The sequence below is a fragment of the Staphylococcus sp. HMSC077D08 genome (assembly GCF_001837945.1).
In the GTDB taxonomy this organism is placed as follows: domain Bacteria; phylum Bacillota; class Bacilli; order Staphylococcales; family Staphylococcaceae; genus Staphylococcus; species Staphylococcus epidermidis.
On record NZ_KV834755.1, the window covers coordinates 15035 to 35550 of the forward strand.

A 20516-nucleotide genomic window follows, 5' to 3' on the forward strand; every position below is an offset into this window, starting at 1 on the left:
CAACTTACTCGAAAGGTTAGATATATGAATCTGAATAAACAGCAACATGAATATACAGCACTGTGTCTATCGCAAACAGAAAATAAATCTTCTGAAGAACTATTTGAGTCTTTAATAGAAGAGCTAAAGCCACTGATTTACAATAAAATAAGGTATATCTCCCATAATAAGTATGACATTGAAGACATGTATCAAGAGATTGTTATTAAATTCTACCGTGCCTTGCAAAAATTCGACTATCAACAAGGTGTACCAATAGAACACTATATTTATTTTTTAATTCGTTCGGTTAAATATGACTATCTTAGAAAAGTAAAAGCGAATTATAAACGTCAACCTCTACTTGTTAATGAATACATTGTTGAATATAACGCTACTTTGGCATTAAACGATATAGAAAGATCGATAATTAGAAAAGAATTAACATTAGCTTTTAAAAGAAGCGAAGTCAAACTCAGTCGAATGGAAAGACGTATCATTCGATTACTACTTAATGATTACAAGCCAAAGGAGATTGCTATGGTTTTAAATTTGGAATCCAAAGTTGTTTATAATGCGATTCAACGTAGTAAATGTAAACTTAAAAGAAGTTTTGAATAAGAAAATAATATGCAAATAGTATACTGTATGGTGAGGAAATTATAGCGTGGCGCATAAGTTTGACATTTAATACAATACTTATGTATAGTATATTGGTATTATAATGAGTAAAGGTGAATAATTGTGAAGAAAGTACCTTTGAATTGTGAGAATTGTGGCAATCGGAATTACAATGTTCCTAAAAAGGAAGGCTCAGCAACGAGACTTACTTTAAAAAAATATTGTCCAAGATGTAACGCGCATACAGTTCATAAAGAATCGAAATAAGATGATATCAATTAATTGAGTATGACTTTCATTAGAAAGTTATAGAGTGTGGAGGTCTTATGATGGCTAAAAAAGAAAGTTTCTTTAAAGGCGTTAAGTCAGAAATGGAAAAGACGAGTTGGCCAACTAAGGAAGAATTATTTAAATATACAATAATAGTTGTATCAACAGTGATATTCTTCTTAGTCTTTTTCTATGCCTTAGACATAGGAATTAATGCATTAAAACAATTATTTTTAGGTTAGGAGTGAAGACATGTCTGAAGAAGTAGGCGCTAAGCGTTGGTATGCTGTACATACCTATTCAGGATATGAAAATAAAGTTAAAAAGAATTTAGAAAAAAGAGTAGAATCTATGAATATGACTGAACAAATTTTTAGAGTTGTCATACCAGAAGAGGAAGAAACTCAAGTTAAGGATGGGAAAGCTAAAAAGCTTGTGAAGAAAACATTTCCTGGATATGTATTAGTTGAGTTAATCATGACAGATGAGTCGTGGTATGTAGTTAGAAATACTCCTGGAGTAACAGGATTTGTCGGATCTGCAGGTGCAGGATCAAAACCTAACCCTCTACTTCCTGAAGAAGTACGCTTCATTCTTAAGCAAATGGGTCTTAAAGAGAAAACAATAGATGTTGAACTCGATGTTGGGGAACAAGTTCGTATCCAATCAGGTCCTTTTGCTAATCAAATTGGAGAAGTACAAGAGATTGAAGCGGATAAATTCAAGCTTACTGTACTTGTTGATATGTTTGGTCGTGAAACACCTGTAGAAGTTGAATTTGACCAAATTGAAAAATTATAAAACTATTTTGTTTAAATTCACTCAAAACACATTTGAATAGATTTAAGAAAGATATTCATTAAAAGAAAATAGAATTATAAGTTAGAAAAGTATATTCCTTTATTTATAAGTGATGGATGTACATAAACAAGCGTTATGAATGTATAAAATAAAACAAATAATAATAGCGTAGTTAGCAAAGTTGAAATTTTACTATTGATTTTTTATCAATATGAGTGTTAAAATAATGTGGTCGCGCTTTTATAGCGCTCATTTCGTCACGAAATGTTTAAGAGTGGGAGGGCAAAACTAAGCCCTGTGACCACATCACGATATCAAGGAGGTGCACATCGTGGCTAAAAAAGTAGAAAAAGTAGTTAAATTGCAAATTCCTGCAGGTAAAGCGAATCCAGCACCACCAGTTGGTCCAGCATTAGGTCAAGCAGGTGTGAACATTATGGGATTCTGTAAAGAATTCAATGCTCGTACGCAAGAACAAGCAGGTTTAATCATTCCGGTAGAAATCAGTGTTTATGAAGACCGTTCATTTACATTCATTACAAAAACTCCGCCGGCTCCAGTACTACTTAAAAAAGCAGCTGGTGTTGAAAAAGGTTCTGGTGAACCTAATAAAACTAAAGTTGCAACAGTAACTAAAGATCAAGTACGCGAAATTGCTCAAACAAAAATGCAAGACTTAAATGCTGCAGACGAAGAAGCGGCAATGCGTATTATTGAAGGTACTGCACGTAGCATGGGTATCACTGTACAATAATAAAGCGAAACTTTTTAAATTAATTTGAAATAAACTTAATTTAGACGATAAAAAGCAGGTAACAGATAGGGTATACAATGAATATTGTCTATTGGTTTGTTAACATTGCAAATAGTGATGTTAACGTTCATCTGTTATCTGCTCTTAACTTGCAAGGCGCAAGTGAATGTGGGAGGAAATTCCGCTAAAACCACTAAAGGAGGAACTATAAATGGCTAAAAAAGGTAAAAAGTATCAAGAAGCAGCTAGTAAAGTTGACCGCACTCAATACTATAGTGTTGAAGAAGCAATCAAATTAGCTAAAGAAACTAGCGTTGCTAATTTCGACGCTTCTGTTGAAGTTGCATTCCGTTTAGGAATTGATACACGTAAAAATGACCAACAAATCCGTGGTGCAGTAGTATTACCACACGGTACTGGTAAATCACAACGTGTACTCGTTTTCGCTAAAGGCGATAAAATCACTGAAGCTGAAGAAGCAGGTGCAGATTATGTAGGTGAAGCAGATTACGTACAAAAAATCCAACAAGGTTGGTTTGATTTCGACGTAGTTGTAGCTACACCTGATATGATGGGTGAAGTTGGTAAACTTGGTCGAGTATTAGGACCTAAAGGTTTAATGCCTAACCCTAAAACTGGCACTGTAACAATGGATGTTAAAAAAGCAGTTGAAGAAATCAAAGCTGGTAAGGTAGAATACCGTGCTGAAAAAGCAGGTATTGTACATGCATCAATTGGTAAAGTGTCATTCGATGAAGAAAAATTAGTTGATAACTTCAGAACTTTACAAGATGTATTAGCGAAAGCTAAACCAGCTTCTGCTAAAGGTACTTACTTCAAATCTGTTGCTGTTACAACAACAATGGGTCCTGGAGTAAAAGTTGATACTTCATCTTTCAAACTATAAATTTTAAATAGAAAACAAATTACAGACTAACTATTGATTTTAGTCTGTAATTTTTTGTTGACTTTTTATACTAAAGCAGTTATATTAATACTTGTGATTATTTTACCTAAGACAGTAGGAGTTATTAATAACTTAAAACAGTATCCTACCGAGGCTAAAATTGACTTGAACGTGATGATTAATGATCTTTCAAGCACTTTTTGCCGTGGGTAGAAAGTGCTTTTTTTATTGTGATTAAAAAAAGCACCCAATAAATTTAAATGGAGGTGTCTGAATGTCTGCTATCATTGAAGCAAAAAAACAACAAGTCGATACTATCGCTGAACAACTTAAAAATTCAGTTTCAACAGTTATCGTTGACTACCGTGGTTTAACTGTAGCAGAAGTTACTGAATTACGTTCACAATTACGTGAAGCAGGTGTTGAGTATAAAGTATACAAAAACACTATGGTTCGTCGTGCTGCTGAACAAGCAGGTATCGAAGGCTTGGATGAATTCTTAACAGGTCCTACAGCAATCGCAACTTCTACTGAAGATGTTGTTGCACCAGCAAAAGTTATTGCAGGATTTGCAAAAGAACATGAAGCTTTAGAAGTTAAAACAGGCGTTATGGAAGGTAACGTTATCTCTGCTGAAGAAGTTAAAACAGTTGGTTCATTACCTTCACACGATGGTCTTGTATCTATGCTTTTATCTGTATTACAAGCACCTGTACGCAACTTCGCTTATGCAGTTAAAGCTGTTGGAGAACAAAAAGAAGAAAGCGCTGAATAATTGCGCATAAAAATTAAATTAATGGAGGAAATATAAAATGGCTAATCAAGAACAAATCATTGAAGCAATTAAAGAAATGTCAGTATTAGAATTAAACGATTTAGTAAAAGCAATTGAAGAAGAATTTGGTGTAACTGCAGCAGCTCCAGTAGCAGCAGCAGGTGCAGCTGGTGGCGGAGATGCAGCAGCTGAAAAAACTGAATTTGATGTTGAATTAACTTCAGCTGGATCTTCAAAAATTAAAGTTGTTAAAGCAGTTAAAGAAGCAACTGGCTTAGGATTAAAAGATGCTAAAGAATTAGTAGATGGAGCTCCTAAAGTAATTAAAGAAGCTATGCCTAAAGAAGATGCTGAAAAACTTAAAGAACAATTAGAAGAAGTTGGAGCTAGCGTAGAATTAAAATAGTTTCTACTTTCTAATTAAATAGTTAGGTTGAAAATGTATGTTTAACCTATTTAATATAGATTTCAATGCAAATACAACCTGAATTCTTTGAGAAGTTAAAACCCCGTTATTCTAATAACGGGGTTTTTCAATTAATTAATACAAGCATACTAAATGCTTTTGGATTGAATGATAAAAATAGAGGTGAAGAAATGAGTCATTATTATGATGAACAACCTGATGTTAAAAGTAACCCAAAAAGAATTAGTTATCAAATTAAAAATGCGCAACTAGAGCTTACTACTGATGCTGGAGTTTTTTCAAAAGATAATGTAGATTTTGGATCTGACTTACTAATTAAAACTTTTTTAAAAGAACATCCTCCAGGCCCAAGTAAAACCATCGCGGATGTAGGATGTGGATATGGTCCTATCGGTTTAGCAATAGGAAAAGTATCTCCACACCATCAAATCACAATGTTGGATATTAACAATAGAGCCTTGGCGTTGGCAGAAATGAATAAGACGAAAAATCAAGTGGATAATGTAACGATTATAGAAAGCGATTGTTTATCTGCTGTCAATCATCAGTGCTTTGATTACATTTTAACTAATCCCCCTATTAGAGCTGGTAAGGACATTGTTCATCGAATCTTTGAACAAGCGTTTGACAGACTCAAGACTACGGGTGAACTTTATGTCGTCATTCAAAAAAAGCAAGGTATGCCTTCAGCTAAAAAGAAAATAGAAGAACTATTTGGCAATGTAGAAATTATAGCTAAGAGTAAAGGATATTATATTTTGAAAAGTATAAAAGGTTGATTTCGAAATGGTATTCTGATATAGTTATAAAATGTAAAAATTTATGTTCAATAAGTGTGTACTTTTACGTAAAATGGATAAATTAATTAAGTGTAAATAGAAATCGAAAATGGTGTCATCATATGTGTTGCCGTTTTCTTTTTGTCTTTTCTATTATTTATTATATTCAATTGAAAAGTAAGGGTGAACACACAATTTTTGAGGGGTGAATCTGTTTGGCAGGTCAAGTTGTCCAATATGGAAGACATCGTAAACGTAGAAATTACGCGAGAATTTCAGAAGTATTAGAATTACCAAACTTAATAGAAATTCAAACAAAATCTTATGATTGGTTCCTTAAAGAAGGTTTATTAGAAATGTTCAGAGATATTTCTCCAATTGAAGATTTCACTGGCAACCTATCTTTAGAATTTGTAGATTACAGATTAGGTGAACCTAAATATGATTTAGAAGAATCAAAAAACCGTGACGCTACTTATGCAGCACCTCTTCGTGTGAAAGTGCGTCTTATTATTAAAGAAACTGGTGAAGTTAAAGAACAAGAAGTCTTCATGGGTGATTTTCCACTGATGACAGATACAGGTACGTTCGTAATTAATGGTGCTGAACGTGTTATCGTATCTCAATTAGTTCGCTCACCATCCGTGTATTTTAACGAGAAAATCGATAAAAATGGACGTGAAAACTATGATGCAACAATCATTCCTAACCGTGGTGCTTGGTTAGAGTATGAGACAGATGCTAAAGATGTTGTATATGTTCGTATCGATAGAACACGTAAATTACCATTGACTGTATTACTACGTGCGCTAGGTTTCTCAACTGATCAAGAAATTGTTGACTTATTAGGAGACAGCGAGTATTTACGTAATACATTAGAAAAAGATGGGACAGAAAATACAGAACAAGCTTTATTAGAGATTTATGAACGTTTACGTCCTGGCGAACCACCAACAGTAGAAAATGCTAAAAGTTTATTATATTCTCGTTTCTTCGACCCTAAACGTTATGATTTAGCTAGTGTAGGTCGTTATAAAGCGAACAAAAAATTACACCTAAAACATCGTTTGTTCAATCAAAAATTAGCAGAGCCAATTGTTAACAGTGAAACTGGTGAAATTGTCGTTGACGAAGGAACAGTTTTAGATCGTCGTAAACTTGACGAAATCATGGACGTATTAGAAACAAACGCTAATAGCGAAGTATTTGAACTTGAAGGTAGCGTAATTGACGAACCTGTAGAAATCCAATCTATTAAAGTATATGTGCCTAACGATGAAGAAGGTCGTACGACTACTGTCATTGGTAATGCACTACCTGATTCTGAAGTTAAATGTATTACTCCAGCAGATATTGTTGCCTCAATGAGTTATTTCTTCAACTTATTGAATGGCATTGGTTATACAGATGATATTGATCATTTAGGTAATCGTCGTTTACGTTCTGTCGGCGAGCTATTACAAAATCAATTCCGTATCGGTTTATCAAGAATGGAACGTGTTGTTCGTGAAAGAATGTCAATACAAGATACAGATTCTATTACGCCACAACAACTGATTAATATCAGACCAGTTATTGCATCAATCAAAGAATTCTTTGGTAGTTCACAATTATCTCAATTCATGGACCAAGCTAACCCGTTAGCAGAGTTAACGCACAAACGTCGTTTATCTGCTTTAGGGCCTGGTGGATTAACACGTGAACGTGCTCAAATGGAAGTGCGTGACGTTCACTACTCTCACTATGGGCGTATGTGTCCAATTGAAACACCTGAGGGTCCTAATATTGGTTTAATAAACTCATTGTCAAGTTATGCTAGAGTGAATGAATTTGGTTTTATTGAAACGCCATATCGTAAAGTGGATTTAGATACAAACTCAATCACCGATCAAATAGATTATTTGACAGCTGATGAAGAGGATAGCTACGTTGTTGCACAGGCTAATTCTAGACTTGATGAAAATGGACGTTTCTTAGATGATGAAGTTGTTTGTCGTTTCCGTGGTAATAACACTGTTATGGCTAAAGAGAAAATGGATTACATGGACGTTTCACCAAAACAAGTTGTTTCAGCAGCAACAGCATGTATTCCATTCTTAGAAAATGACGACTCTAACCGTGCGTTAATGGGAGCAAACATGCAACGTCAAGCAGTGCCTTTAATGAATCCTGAAGCTCCATTTGTGGGTACAGGTATGGAACATGTAGCCGCAAGAGACTCTGGTGCTGCAATCACTGCTAAGCATAGAGGGCGCGTTGAACATGTTGAATCTAATGAAATTTTAGTTCGTCGTTTAGTTGAAGAAAATGGAACTGAGCATGAAGGTGAATTAGATCGTTATCCTTTAGCGAAATTCAAGCGTTCAAACTCTGGTACTTGTTATAACCAACGTCCGATTGTATCAATTGGAGATGTTGTTGAATATAATGAGATTTTAGCGGACGGTCCTTCAATGGAATTAGGAGAAATGGCATTAGGACGAAATGTAGTTGTTGGTTTCATGACATGGGACGGTTACAACTATGAGGATGCTGTAATTATGAGTGAACGACTAGTTAAAGATGATGTATATACATCTATTCATATTGAAGAGTATGAGTCAGAAGCTCGTGATACGAAATTAGGACCTGAGGAAATCACACGTGATATTCCAAACGTATCTGAAAGTGCACTTAAGAACTTAGATGATCGTGGTATCGTTTACGTTGGTGCAGAGGTTAAAGACGGTGACATCTTAGTAGGTAAAGTAACGCCTAAAGGTGTAACAGAATTAACAGCTGAAGAGAGATTATTACACGCTATCTTTGGTGAAAAAGCACGTGAGGTTCGTGATACATCATTACGTGTACCTCATGGTGCTGGCGGTATCGTTTTAGATGTTAAAGTCTTTAATCGTGAAGAAGGAGACGATACTTTATCTCCTGGAGTTAACCAATTAGTACGTGTATATATTGTCCAAAAACGTAAAATACATGTTGGTGACAAAATGTGTGGTCGTCACGGTAACAAAGGTGTTATTTCTAAGATTGTTCCAGAAGAAGATATGCCATATTTACCAGATGGTCGACCAATCGACATTATGTTAAACCCATTAGGTGTACCATCACGTATGAACATTGGACAAGTATTAGAATTACATTTAGGTATGGCAGCTAAAAACTTAGGAATCCACGTTGCTTCTCCAGTGTTTGATGGTGCCAACGATGATGACGTTTGGTCAACTATCGAAGAAGCTGGAATGGCGCGTGATGGTAAAACTGTCCTATACGATGGACGAACTGGTGAACCTTTCGATAATCGTATTTCAGTTGGTGTCATGTATATGCTTAAACTTGCACACATGGTAGATGATAAGTTACATGCACGTTCTACTGGACCATACTCACTTGTTACACAACAACCATTAGGTGGTAAAGCACAATTTGGTGGTCAACGTTTCGGTGAGATGGAGGTATGGGCACTTGAAGCTTATGGTGCTGCTTATACTTTACAAGAAATCTTAACTTATAAATCTGATGATACTGTAGGTCGTGTTAAAACTTACGAGTCTATAGTTAAAGGTGAGAATATTTCTAGACCTAGTGTTCCAGAATCATTCCGAGTATTGATGAAAGAACTACAAAGTTTAGGTCTAGATGTTAAAGTGATGGATGAGCATGATAATGAAATCGAAATGGCCGATGTTGATGACGAAGATGCAGCAGAACGCAAAGTAGATTTACAACAAAAGAGTGCTCCAGAATCACAAAAAGAAACTACCGATTAATAAGCACTTAAGATAACTGAAACCATAGAGGTATGAAATGCTAGTCATTTCAACCTCTTTAAGGTATTTAATTTCAATGAATGTAATCAATCAAATAGCACAGCTAATCTAAATTGAAGGAGGTAGGCTCCTTGATTGATGTAAATAATTTCCATTATATGAAAATAGGATTGGCTTCACCTGAAAAAATTCGCTCTTGGTCTTATGGTGAAGTTAAGAAACCTGAAACAATAAATTACCGTACACTTAAGCCTGAAAAAGATGGTCTATTCTGTGAAAGAATTTTCGGACCTACTAAAGATTGGGAATGTAGTTGTGGTAAGTACAAACGTGTACGCTACAAAGGTATGGTATGTGATAGATGTGGCGTTGAAGTAACGAAATCAAAAGTGCGTCGTGAAAGAATGGGTCATATTGAATTAGCAGCACCCGTATCTCACATTTGGTATTTCAAAGGAATTCCAAGTCGTATGGGGCTATTATTAGATATGTCTCCTAGAGCATTAGAAGAAGTAATATACTTCGCTTCATATGTTGTAGTTGATCCAGGACCAACTGGACTTGAAAAGAAAACATTATTATCTGAAGCTGAATTCAGAGAATATTATGATAAATACCCAAATCAATTTGTTGCCAAAATGGGTGCAGAAGGTATAAAAGACCTATTAGAAGAAATTGATTTAGATGAAGAATTAAAAGAGTTACGTGATGAGCTTGAATCTGCAACAGGTCAAAGATTAACACGTGCGATTAAACGTTTAGAGGTAGTTGAGTCATTTAGAAATTCTGGGAATAATCCTTCTTGGATGATTTTAGATGTATTACCTATTATACCACCTGAAATTCGTCCGATGGTTCAATTAGACGGTGGACGTTTCGCTACAAGTGATTTAAATGACTTGTATCGTCGTGTTATCAATCGTAACAACCGTTTAAAACGTTTATTAGACCTTGGAGCACCAGGCATCATTGTTCAAAATGAAAAACGTATGTTACAAGAAGCAGTCGATGCTTTAATTGACAATGGTCGTCGTGGTCGCCCTGTAACGGGACCAGGTAACCGTCCATTGAAATCTCTTTCACATATGCTTAAAGGTAAGCAAGGACGTTTCCGTCAAAACTTACTAGGTAAACGTGTTGACTATTCAGGGCGTTCAGTTATCGCAGTTGGACCAAGCTTGAAAATGTATCAATGTGGTTTACCAAAAGAAATGGCGCTTGAATTATTTAAACCATTCGTTATGAAAGAGTTAGTTCAACGTGAGATTGCTACAAACATTAAAAATGCTAAAAGTAAAATTGAACGTATGGACGATGAAGTTTGGGATGTGCTTGAAGATGTTATAACTGAACATCCAGTACTATTAAACCGTGCTCCAACACTACACAGACTAGGTATTCAGGCATTTGAACCTACTCTAGTAGAAGGTCGTGCAATTCGCCTTCACCCTCTTGTTACAACTGCTTATAATGCAGACTTTGATGGTGACCAAATGGCTGTTCACGTTCCATTATCAAAAGAAGCTCAAGCTGAAGCACGTATGCTTATGCTTGCAGCACAAAACATCCTAAACCCTAAAGATGGTAAGCCAGTTGTAACACCATCACAAGATATGGTTTTAGGTAACTATTACCTAACATTAGAGCGAAAAGATGCCGTGAATACTGGTGCAATCTTTAACGATACTAATGAGGTTTTAAAAGCTTATGCAAATGGTTATGTACATCTACACACTCGTATAGGTGTTCATGCTAATTCATTTAATAATCCAACGTTTACTGATGAGCAAAATAGCAAAATTTTAGCTACTTCAGTAGGTAAAATTATTTTCAATGAAATTATTCCTGATTCATTTGCATACATTAATGAACCAAGTCAAGCTAACCTAGAAAGAACGACACCTGATAAATACTTTGTTGATCCTACACAATTAGGTGAAGGTGGACTAAAAGAATACTTTGATAATACAGAACTTATTGAACCTTTCAACAAAAAGTTCTTAGGAAATATCATCGCAGAAGTATTCAATAGATTTAGCATTACTGATACTTCAATGATGCTTGATAGAATGAAAGATTTAGGATTCAAATTCTCATCTAAAGCTGGTATTACTGTTGGTGTTTCTGACATTGTTGTACTTCCAGATAAACAAGACATTTTAGATGAACATGAAAAATTAGTTGAACGTGTGACTAAACAGTATAATCGTGGTTTAATCACTGAAGACGAGCGTTACAATGCTGTTGTAGAAATTTGGACTGACGCAAAAGACCAAATTCAAGGCGAATTAATGCAGTCTCTTGAAAAAACTAACCCAATATTTATGATGAGTGATTCTGGTGCCCGTGGTAATGCATCAAACTTCACTCAATTAGCTGGTATGCGTGGATTAATGGCAGCACCATCTGGTAAGATTATTGAATTACCAATCACATCTTCATTCCGTGAAGGTTTAACGGTATTAGAATACTTTATTTCTACACACGGTGCGCGTAAAGGTCTTGCCGATACAGCACTTAAAACAGCTGATTCTGGTTACCTTACTCGTCGTCTTGTTGATGTAGCACAAGATGTTATCGTTCGTGAAGAAGATTGTGGTACAGACCGTGGTTTATTAGTTTCTGATATAAAAGAAGGAACTGAAATGATTGAACCATTTATCGAACGTATCGAAGGTCGTTATTCTAAAGAAACAATTCGACATCCTGAAACAGACGAAGTAATTATTCGCCCAGACGAATTAATTACACCAGATATTGCAAAACAAATCACTGATGCAGGTATTGAGCAAATGTATATACGCTCAGCATTTACATGTAACACACGTCATGGTGTATGTGAAAAATGTTATGGTAAAAACCTTGCTACTGGTGAAAAAGTTGAAGTGGGTGAAGCAGTTGGTACAATTGCCGCTCAATCTATCGGTGAACCAGGTACCCAACTTACAATGCGTACATTCCACACTGGTGGTGTAGCAGGAAGTGACATCACTCAAGGTCTTCCTCGTATCCAAGAAATCTTTGAGGCACGTAATCCAAAAGGTCAAGCTGTGATTACTGAAATCGAAGGTGTAATTGATGATATTAAATTAGCAAAAGATCGCCAACAAGAAATAATTGTTAAAGGTGCTAATGAAACTAGATCTTATCTAGCATCAGGTACTTCAAGACTTAAAGTTGAAATAGGTCAATCTGTTGAACGTGGTGAAGTTCTAACAGAAGGTTCAATTGAACCTAAAAACTATTTATCTGTAGCAGGCCTAAATGCAACTGAAAGTTACTTATTAAAAGAAGTACAAAAAGTTTACCGTATGCAAGGTGTTGAAATTGACGACAAACACGTTGAAGTTATGGTAAGACAAATGTTACGTAAAGTTCGCATCATTGAAGCTGGTGACACTAAATTATTACCAGGTTCACTAGTTGATATTCATAACTTTACTGACGCTAACAGATATGCATTCAAACATCGTAAACGTCCAGCTACAGCTAAACCAGTATTACTTGGTATTACTAAAGCTTCTCTGGAAACTGAAAGCTTCTTATCAGCAGCTTCATTCCAAGAAACAACACGTGTGCTTACTGATGCAGCTATTAAAGGTAAACGTGATGATTTACTTGGTCTTAAAGAGAATGTTATTATTGGTAAGTTAATTCCTGCTGGTACTGGTATGAGACGTTATAGTGATATTCAATACGATAAAGCTACTGCACCAGTAACAGAAACAAGTGAAGAAGTTGAAACGATAGATTAATGAGTCTAATTAGACTTTGATTTATGACATTATCACAAATCATACATTAGACCGAAAATTATGAACCATAAAATTCTAGTACAGAGATTTTCAGACGAAAATATTTGTGCTAGAGATATCATTCAAGAGTGGGACGATGCGTTTAGCTTAATTTATGTCCCACTCTCTTCTTTTTGCTATAAATTATAGATGTTGTAATAATTACTATGAAATTTTGAAGTGCTTTGTATTTTATTTATAAATGCAAATATAAATTGTTGACTATTAGTAACAAATAATGTTAATATATTAAAGGTTGATGCAAGCAGAACTTTGGAGGATATGTAGATGTCTAATGAAAAAGTTGCACGCTTTAACAAACAACAATATGTAGTTGGTCTTAAAGAAACGCTTAAAGCGTTAAAGAAAGATCAAGTTACATCATTGATTATTGCTCAAGACGTTGAAGTTCATTTACTAACTCGCGTGTTAAGCTATATCAATCATAAAAACATACCAGTCTCATTTTTTTCTAGCCAACATGCGTTAGGAAAATATGTAGGTATTAATGTTAATGCGACAATAGTTGCATTAATAAGTGAGAATTAGTAAGTGTTTTACTTACTAAATTTTATTTAACCTTAAAATGAACCACCTGGATGTGTGGGATTAAAAAACGAAGAGAGGAGGACATATTCAATGCCAACTATTAACCAATTAGTACGTAAACCAAGAAAAAGCAAAACGAAACAATCAGATTCACCAGCTTTAAACAGAGGTTTCAATAGTAAAAAGAAACAATTTACTAACTTAAACTCACCTCAAAAACGTGGTGTATGTACTCGTGTAGGTACAATGACACCTAAAAAACCTAACTCTGCGTTACGTAAATATGCACGTGTGCGTTTATCAAATAACATTGAAGTTAACGCATACATTCCTGGTATCGGACACAACTTACAAGAACACAGTGTTGTACTTGTTCGTGGTGGACGAGTGAAAGACTTACCTGGTGTGCGTTACCATATCGTACGTGGTGCACTTGATACTTCAGGTGTTGATGGACGTAGACAAGGACGTTCATTATACGGAACTAAAAAACCAAAAAATTAAGTTTAAGATTACGTAAATTTTAAATATATCTTTTAATAATATACTATAATAGGAAGGGAGGATTTAGATTATGCCTCGTAAAGGATCAGTACCTAAAAGAGATGTATTACCAGATCCAATTCATAACTCTAAGTTAGTTACTAAATTAATTAACAAAATTATGTTAGACGGTAAACGTGGAACAGCTCAAAGAATTCTTTATTCTGCATTTGATCTTGTTGAACAACGTAGTGGTCGTGATGCATTAGAAGTGTTCGAAGAAGCAATTAATAATATTATGCCAGTATTAGAAGTTAAAGCTCGTCGTGTAGGTGGTTCTAACTACCAAGTACCAGTTGAGGTGCGCCCAGAACGTCGTACTACTCTTGGATTACGTTGGTTAGTAAACTATGCGCGTCTTCGTGGTGAAAAAACTATGGAAGATCGTTTAGCTAACGAAATCTTAGATGCTGCAAATAATACAGGTGGTGCAGTCAAAAAACGTGAAGACACTCACAAAATGGCTGAAGCGAACAAAGCATTTGCTCACTACCGCTGGTAAGATTAAAGCTATTACCCTGAGTGTGTTCCGTTACGTGGTTTACCAATAAATGGCTCATGCTTAGGGCATCGCCATATCTATAGTACTTATTCAGTAAATACTGGAAGGAGAAAAAATACATGGCAAGAGACTTTTCTTTGAAAAATACTCGTAATATCGGTATCATGGCTCACATTGATGCTGGTAAGACAACTACGACTGAACGTATTCTTTACTACACAGGTCGTATCCATAAAATTGGTGAAACACATGAAGGTGCTTCACAAATGGACTGGATGGAACAAGAGCAAGACCGTGGTATTACTATCACATCTGCGGCTACAACTGCACAATGGCAAGGTCACCGTGTAAACATCATCGATACTCCTGGACACGTAGACTTCACAGTTGAAGTTGAACGTTCATTACGTGTACTTGATGGTGCCGTTACTGTACTTGATGCACAATCAGGGGTAGAACCTCAAACTGAAACAGTTTGGCGTCAAGCAACAACTTATGGTGTACCTCGTATTGTTTTTGTAAACAAAATGGACAAATTAGGTGCGAACTTTGAATATTCAGTAAGCACTTTACATGATCGTTTACAAGCAAATGCAGCACCTATCCAATTACCTATTGGTGCAGAAGATGAATTTGAAGCAATCATTGACTTAGTAGAAATGAAATGCTTTAAATATACAAACGACCTAGGTACAGAAATCGATGAAATCGAAATCCCAGAAGACCATAAAGAAAGAGCTGAAGAAGCTCGCGCTCAATTAATTGAAGCTGTTGCTGAAAACAACGACGATTTAATGGAGAAATATCTTGGGGATGAAGAGATTTCAGTTGATGAATTAAAAGATGCTATTCGCCAAGCTACTACTGACGTAGAATTCTACCCAGTACTTTGTGGTACAGCGTTCAAAAACAAAGGTGTTCAATTAATGCTTAACGCAGTAATTGATTATTTACCTTCACCATTAGATGTTAAACCAATTATTGGTCATCGCGCGAACAACCCTGATGAAGAAGTTGTTGCTAAACCAGATGATTCAGCAGAATTTGCTGCTTTAGCATTCAAAGTTATGACTGACCCTTATGTTGGTAAATTAACATTCTTCCGTGTATACTCTGGAACATTGTCTTCAGGTTCATATGTGAAGAACTCTTCTAAAGATAAACGTGAACGTGTTGGACGTTTATTACAAATGCACGCGAACTCACGTCAAGAAATTGACACTGTTTACTCAGGTGAAATTGCAGCTGCAGTTGGCCTTAAAGAAACAGGTACTGGTGATACTTTATGTGGAGAGAAAAATGACATTATCTTGGAATCAATGGAATTCCCAGAACCAGTTATCCACTTATCAGTTGAACCAAAATCTAAAGCTGACCAAGATAAAATGACTCAAGCTTTAGTTAAATTACAAGAAGAAGACCCAACATTCCATGCACACACAGATGAAGAAACTGGACAAGTTATCATCGGTGGTATGGGTGAATTACACTTAGATATTTTAGTTGACCGTATGAAGAAAGAATTCAACGTTGAATGTAACGTAGGTGCTCCAATGGTTTCTTATCGTGAAACATTTAAACAACCTGCACAAGTTCAAGGTAAATTCTCACGTCAATCTGGTGGTCGTGGTCAATATGGTGATGTTCACATTGAATTCACTCCTAACGAAACAGGTGGCGGTTTCGAATTCGAAAACGCTATTGTTGGTGGTGTAGTTCCTCGTGAATACATTCCATCAGTTGAACAAGGTCTTAAAGATGCTATGGAAAATGGTGTCTTAGCTGGTTATCCATTAATTGATGTTAAAGCTAAATTATTTGATGGTTCTTATCATGATGTCGATTCATCTGAAATGGCCTTCAAAATTGCTGCTTCATTAGCGCTTAAAGAAGCTGCTAAAAAATGTGATCCAGTTATCTTAGAACCAATGATGAAAGTTACTATCGAAATGCCTGAAGAGTATATGGGTGATATCATGGGTGACGTAACTGCTCGTCGTGGACGTGTAGACGGTATGGAACCACGTGGTAATGCTCAAGTTGTTAACGCATATGTACCACTTTCAGAAATGTTTGGTTATGCAACTTCATTACGTTCTAACACGCAAGGTCGCGGTACTTACACAATGTACTTTGACCACTATGCAGAAGTTCCTAAATCAATTGCTGAAGAAATCATCAAGAAAAATAAAGGTGAATAATATAACTTGTTAAGACTAGCTAAGCTAGGTTAAAATACAGGTTGAGCTTATTTATAAGCTGACATTTTTATGATTTGATTTTTAGGGGTAAATGCATTATAAAAGAATTATAAATTCTTTTATGCTATACTCAATCAATTTTCTTCTCATGATGGTGAGAAACTATCATGAGAGATAAATTTGAAATAACTTTTATTAAGAATAGGAGAGATTTAATAATGGCAAAAGAAAAATTTGATCGCTCAAAAGAACATGCCAATATTGGTACTATCGGTCACGTTGACCATGGTAAAACAACTTTAACAGCTGCTATCGCAACTGTATTAGCTAAAAATGGTGACACTGTTGCACAATCATACGATATGATTGACAACGCTCCAGAAGAAAAAGAACGTGGTATTACAATCAATACTGCACATATCGAATACCAAACTGACAAACGTCACTATGCTCACGTTGACTGCCCAGGACACGCTGACTATGTTAAAAACATGATCACTGGTGCAGCTCAAATGGACGGCGGTATCTTAGTTGTATCTGCTGCTGACGGTCCAATGCCACAAACTCGTGAACACATCTTATTATCACGTAACGTTGGTGTACCAGCATTAGTTGTATTCTTAAACAAAGTTGACATGGTAGACGACGAAGAATTATTAGAATTAGTTGAAATGGAAGTTCGTGACTTATTAAGCGAATATGACTTCCCAGGTGACGATGTACCTGTAATCGCTGGTTCTGCATTAAAAGCATTAGAAGGCGATGCTGAATACGAACAAAAAATCTTAGACTTAATGCAAGCAGTTGATGATTACATTCCAACTCCAGAACGTGATTCTGACAAACCATTCATGATGCCAGTTGAGGACGTATTCTCAATCACTGGTCGTGGTACTGTTGCTACAGGCCGTGTTGAACGTGGTCAAATCAAAGTTGGTGAAGAAGTTGAAATCATCGGTATGCATGAAACTTCTAAAACAACTGTTACTGGTGTAGAAATGTTCCGTAAGTTATTAGACTACGCTGAAGCTGGTGACAACATCGGTGCTTTATTACGTGGTGTTGCACGTGAAGACGTACAACGTGGTCAAGTATTAGCTGCTCCTGGTTCTATTACACCACACACAAAATTCAAAGCTGAAGTATACGTATTATCTAAAGATGAAGGTGGACGTCACACTCCATTCTTCACTAACTATCGCCCACAATTCTATTTCCGTACTACTGACGTAACTGGTGTTGTAAACTTACCAGAAGGTACAGAAATGGTTATGCCTGGCGACAACGTTGAAATGACAGTTGAATTAATCGCTCCAATCGCTATCGAAGACGGAACTCGTTTCTCAATTCGTGAAGGTGGACGTACTGTTGGATCAGGCGTTGTAACTGAAATATTTGAATAATATATTATTCATCAAAAAAGACTCCCATTAGGGAGTCTTTTTTGTTATATATCTGAATATAATTCATTCATTGTTCATTATGCTATTTTATTTAAATGATTTAATATACTTAGTTATCCTCTTATTAAAAAACATTTTCAATTTCTAATATTTTTAAAAATTCACTGGCTGCATATTTTAATGAAGATTCATCAATGTCAAAATGAGGATTATGATGGGGTGCAGTAATGCCTTTGTCTTTATTACCACAACCAGTTAAGAAGAATGCACCAGGTCGTACTTTAAGATAATGTGAAAAATCCTCACCAATCATCATTAAGTCTGACTCATTAAATCTTAAATGTAAATCATTAGCAGCTTGTTTGACTACATCATATGATTGTTGATGATTGTGTACTGGTAAATAACCTTTAATGTATTCCAATTCATAAGTAATATCGTTTGATAAAGATAAACCTTGTAAGAGCTTATCCATTTTATTTTGAACATGACTTTGTAATTTTGTGTCAAAAGTACGTACAGTCCCTTTACAAAAAGCTGTATCTGGAATAACACTATCTGTTGATCCTGCTTGAATCATTCCGAAAGTAAGAACAGCTTCCTTTACTGGATCAATTGTTCGAGAAATAATTTTTTGGGCACTTAAAATAAACTCAGCCATAATGACAATAGGGTCGATTGTTTCGTGTGGTTTCGCACCATGACCACCCTTTCCATATATAGTTACACTAAATTCATCTGGTGAAGCCATTATTGCTCCAGGCCTAGAATAGATTGTCCCAGACGGATAACCACTCCATAAGTGTGTGCCATAAATTTTATCGACGTTCTGTAGACAGCCATCATCAATCATTTCTTGAGAACCACCTGGCATAATTTCCTCACCATACTGGAATATAAAAACAACATTACCTTTCAATAAATGACGATGTTCGTGAACAATTTCAGCTACTCCAAGTAAAATAGCTGTATGGCCATCATGTCCACAAGCATGCATGCACCCTTTATTTTTTGAACGATAGGGTACATCATTTAATTCTTGAACAGGTAATGCATCGAAATCTGCTCGCAATGCAATCGTTGGGCCATTTGAATCAGATCCTTTAAAAGTTGCTTTTATTCCATTACGTCCAACTGGTGTTTCTATTGTGCATGCTAATTGGCTCAATTGATTTACAATAAAATCATGCGTGCGTTTTTCCTCAAAAGAAAGTTCTGGGTATTGATGCAAATATCGTCGTAATTGCACCATTCTCTTTTCTTTATTACTTGCTAATTGAAACCAATCAAACACATGTATCACTTCTTCCATCTTAATTATTGATATTAGTATATCATTATTATTTTAGCTTAAATAGACTTTGTTTTGTTAATACGATATCTAACATTTTTTCACACTATCTCATAACATTTGGAAACATTAAAATGATTAAATATAAAGGGATAGCCCTCATAAAAATACAACACAAATCATAAAACCACACTTAAATTAATAAGAATAAATCATCCATAAAGTTTTTGTTATCAACTGTTACAATAAAAGATAATGTTTATGTAAAAGTATTCAAAAATATGTAGAATACTAAAATACTAAGAAGTGATGTGAATTAGTCGTATTTCTAAGAATTTAATTGCTATGAGACATTTTAATATAATATGAACATCTTGCTAAAGGAATATTAGAATTAGTAATTATAGCTTATTAGGAGTGGGAAAAATTAAAAAGTAAGAAAATTATGATGAGACAGTTTGTTATAATTTTTGATGTTCATACTTAGTCACATTAAAATAGAGTTATCAATAATATAAGATATGGGGTATTTAAGTGGAAGAAATCAGACCAATAACCTATCAAGATAAAGAGGCATACTATTATTATATTCAAGAGTGGTATGAAAATGAGGAAAAAGTGATACCAGGGAATACAGACATTGCCAATTATAATTCATTTAACAATATGGTTGATCGGCTTAATTCTAGTGAAGTTGATGAGGGCTTTGTACCGACTACAACACTATTTTATTTTAAAGATTCAATTATTATAGGTGCTGTTGATATCAGACATCAATTAAATGATAAACTATCAAATATTGGTGGTCATGTGGGATACGGTGTAGCTAAATCTTATAGAGGGAAAGGTTACGCTACTATCCTTCTAGAAAAGGCTTTAGATGAACTTAAGACATTAAATGTAGAGGTCGTACTTATGACATGTAATCCACTTAATTTTGCTTCTCAAACAGTGATGAAGAAATGTGGTGGATATCAAATTGAATCCTATATTAAAAAAAATGGTAAACCTGTTCATCGATATCATATACCTAATACAAAATAATCATGATTATTAAGAAGATATTGTGATAAAGCTAAATATATGATTTTTATTTTTAAAATGATTAGCAAAATGGAGCTTTTTAAAGTCAATATTATTTGAGATGGGAGCT

The 20516-nt window shown here is 35.2% G+C and carries 18 protein-coding genes and 1 other annotated feature; of the genes, 17 read left to right on the forward strand and 1 reads right to left on the reverse strand.

Translation table 11 applies throughout. The features are described 5' to 3' along the window. Nucleotides 1-24 precede the first annotated feature (24 nt). The 16 genes from HMPREF2663_RS02885 to tuf all read left to right on the forward strand — a co-directional run bounded on the left by HMPREF2663_RS02885 (nt 25) and on the right by tuf (nt 18072). Nucleotides 25-600 carry a sigma-70 family RNA polymerase sigma factor gene (locus tag HMPREF2663_RS02885; protein WP_002445734.1) on the forward strand — a complete coding sequence of 192 codons (576 nt, stop codon included), beginning with the start codon at nt 25-27 and terminating at the stop codon, nt 598-600. Between the two features lie 123 nt (nt 601-723). Beyond that, a complete protein-coding gene (gene rpmG, locus HMPREF2663_RS02890) occupies nt 724-867 on the forward strand; it encodes a 50S ribosomal protein L33 (protein WP_001832285.1) in 144 nt (47 codons plus the stop codon). A 62-nt stretch (nt 868-929) separates the two neighbouring features. Continuing rightward, on the forward strand, nt 930-1112 hold the full coding sequence (gene secE, locus HMPREF2663_RS02895) for a preprotein translocase subunit SecE (protein ID WP_002438679.1): 183 nt from the start codon (nt 930-932) through the stop codon (nt 1110-1112). A gap of 10 nt (nt 1113-1122) precedes the next feature. Further along, a complete protein-coding gene (gene nusG, locus HMPREF2663_RS02900) occupies nt 1123-1671 on the forward strand; it encodes a transcription termination/antitermination protein NusG (RefSeq protein WP_001832303.1) in 549 nt (182 codons plus the stop codon). A gap of 331 nt (nt 1672-2002) precedes the next feature. Continuing rightward, complete coding sequence (gene rplK / locus HMPREF2663_RS02905; RefSeq protein ID WP_001832298.1) at nt 2003-2425, forward strand: 50S ribosomal protein L11; 423 nt, start codon at nt 2003-2005, stop codon at nt 2423-2425. Nucleotides 2426-2636: 211 nt separating this feature from the next. Beyond that, nucleotides 2637-3332 (forward strand): 50S ribosomal protein L1, encoded by a 696-nt coding sequence (rplA, locus tag HMPREF2663_RS02910; protein WP_001832314.1) that lies wholly within the window; start codon nt 2637-2639, stop codon nt 3330-3332. A gap of 87 nt (nt 3333-3419) precedes the next feature. Then, nucleotides 3420-3567 (forward strand) — a sequence feature (ribosomal protein L10 leader region). Between the two features lie 39 nt (nt 3568-3606). Continuing rightward, entirely contained in the window at nt 3607-4107 is a 501-nt protein-coding gene (gene rplJ / locus HMPREF2663_RS02915; protein ID WP_001832306.1) for a 50S ribosomal protein L10, read from the forward strand. Between the two features lie 37 nt (nt 4108-4144). Further along, the gene (rplL, locus tag HMPREF2663_RS02920) at nt 4145-4513 is read left to right on the forward strand and encodes a 50S ribosomal protein L7/L12 (protein ID WP_001832283.1); all 369 of its coding nucleotides are present in this window, start codon (nt 4145-4147) and stop codon (nt 4511-4513) included. Nucleotides 4514-4704: 191 nt separating this feature from the next. Beyond that, a complete protein-coding gene (locus HMPREF2663_RS02925; RefSeq protein ID WP_002494716.1) occupies nt 4705-5313 on the forward strand; it encodes a class I SAM-dependent methyltransferase in 609 nt (202 codons plus the stop codon). A gap of 215 nt (nt 5314-5528) precedes the next feature. Then, nucleotides 5529-9080: a DNA-directed RNA polymerase subunit beta gene (gene rpoB / locus HMPREF2663_RS02930; RefSeq protein ID WP_001833083.1), complete on the forward strand. Its 3552-nt coding sequence runs from the start codon at nt 5529-5531 to the stop codon at nt 9078-9080. 158 nt (nt 9081-9238) lie between these two features. After that, nucleotides 9239-12835: a DNA-directed RNA polymerase subunit beta' gene (gene rpoC / locus HMPREF2663_RS02935; RefSeq protein WP_176746326.1), complete on the forward strand. Its 3597-nt coding sequence runs from the start codon at nt 9239-9241 to the stop codon at nt 12833-12835. A gap of 327 nt (nt 12836-13162) precedes the next feature. Continuing rightward, nucleotides 13163-13423 carry a ribosomal L7Ae/L30e/S12e/Gadd45 family protein gene (locus HMPREF2663_RS02940; RefSeq protein WP_002475490.1) on the forward strand — a complete coding sequence of 87 codons (261 nt, stop codon included), beginning with the start codon at nt 13163-13165 and terminating at the stop codon, nt 13421-13423. Between the two features lie 90 nt (nt 13424-13513). Continuing rightward, a complete protein-coding gene (gene rpsL / locus HMPREF2663_RS02945) occupies nt 13514-13927 on the forward strand; it encodes a 30S ribosomal protein S12 (protein ID WP_001833079.1) in 414 nt (137 codons plus the stop codon). Nucleotides 13928-13997: 70 nt separating this feature from the next. After that, on the forward strand, nt 13998-14468 hold the full coding sequence (rpsG, locus tag HMPREF2663_RS02950) for a 30S ribosomal protein S7 (RefSeq protein WP_001137495.1): 471 nt from the start codon (nt 13998-14000) through the stop codon (nt 14466-14468). A gap of 119 nt (nt 14469-14587) precedes the next feature. After that, complete coding sequence (fusA, locus tag HMPREF2663_RS02955) at nt 14588-16669, forward strand: elongation factor G (protein WP_001832287.1); 2082 nt, start codon at nt 14588-14590, stop codon at nt 16667-16669. Nucleotides 16670-16887: 218 nt separating this feature from the next. After that, a complete protein-coding gene (tuf, locus tag HMPREF2663_RS02960; RefSeq protein WP_001832289.1) occupies nt 16888-18072 on the forward strand; it encodes an elongation factor Tu in 1185 nt (394 codons plus the stop codon). A gap of 124 nt (nt 18073-18196) precedes the next feature. Here the strand turns inward: tuf and HMPREF2663_RS02965 are convergent, their stop codons facing one another. Next, entirely contained in the window at nt 18197-19366 is a 1170-nt protein-coding gene (locus tag HMPREF2663_RS02965) for a M20 family metallopeptidase (RefSeq protein WP_002494717.1), read from the reverse strand. A 531-nt stretch (nt 19367-19897) separates the two neighbouring features. Between HMPREF2663_RS02965 and HMPREF2663_RS02970 the strand changes: the two genes are divergently transcribed. After that, entirely contained in the window at nt 19898-20407 is a 510-nt protein-coding gene (locus HMPREF2663_RS02970; RefSeq protein ID WP_002445738.1) for a GNAT family N-acetyltransferase, read from the forward strand. Nucleotides 20408-20516 lie beyond the last annotated feature (109 nt).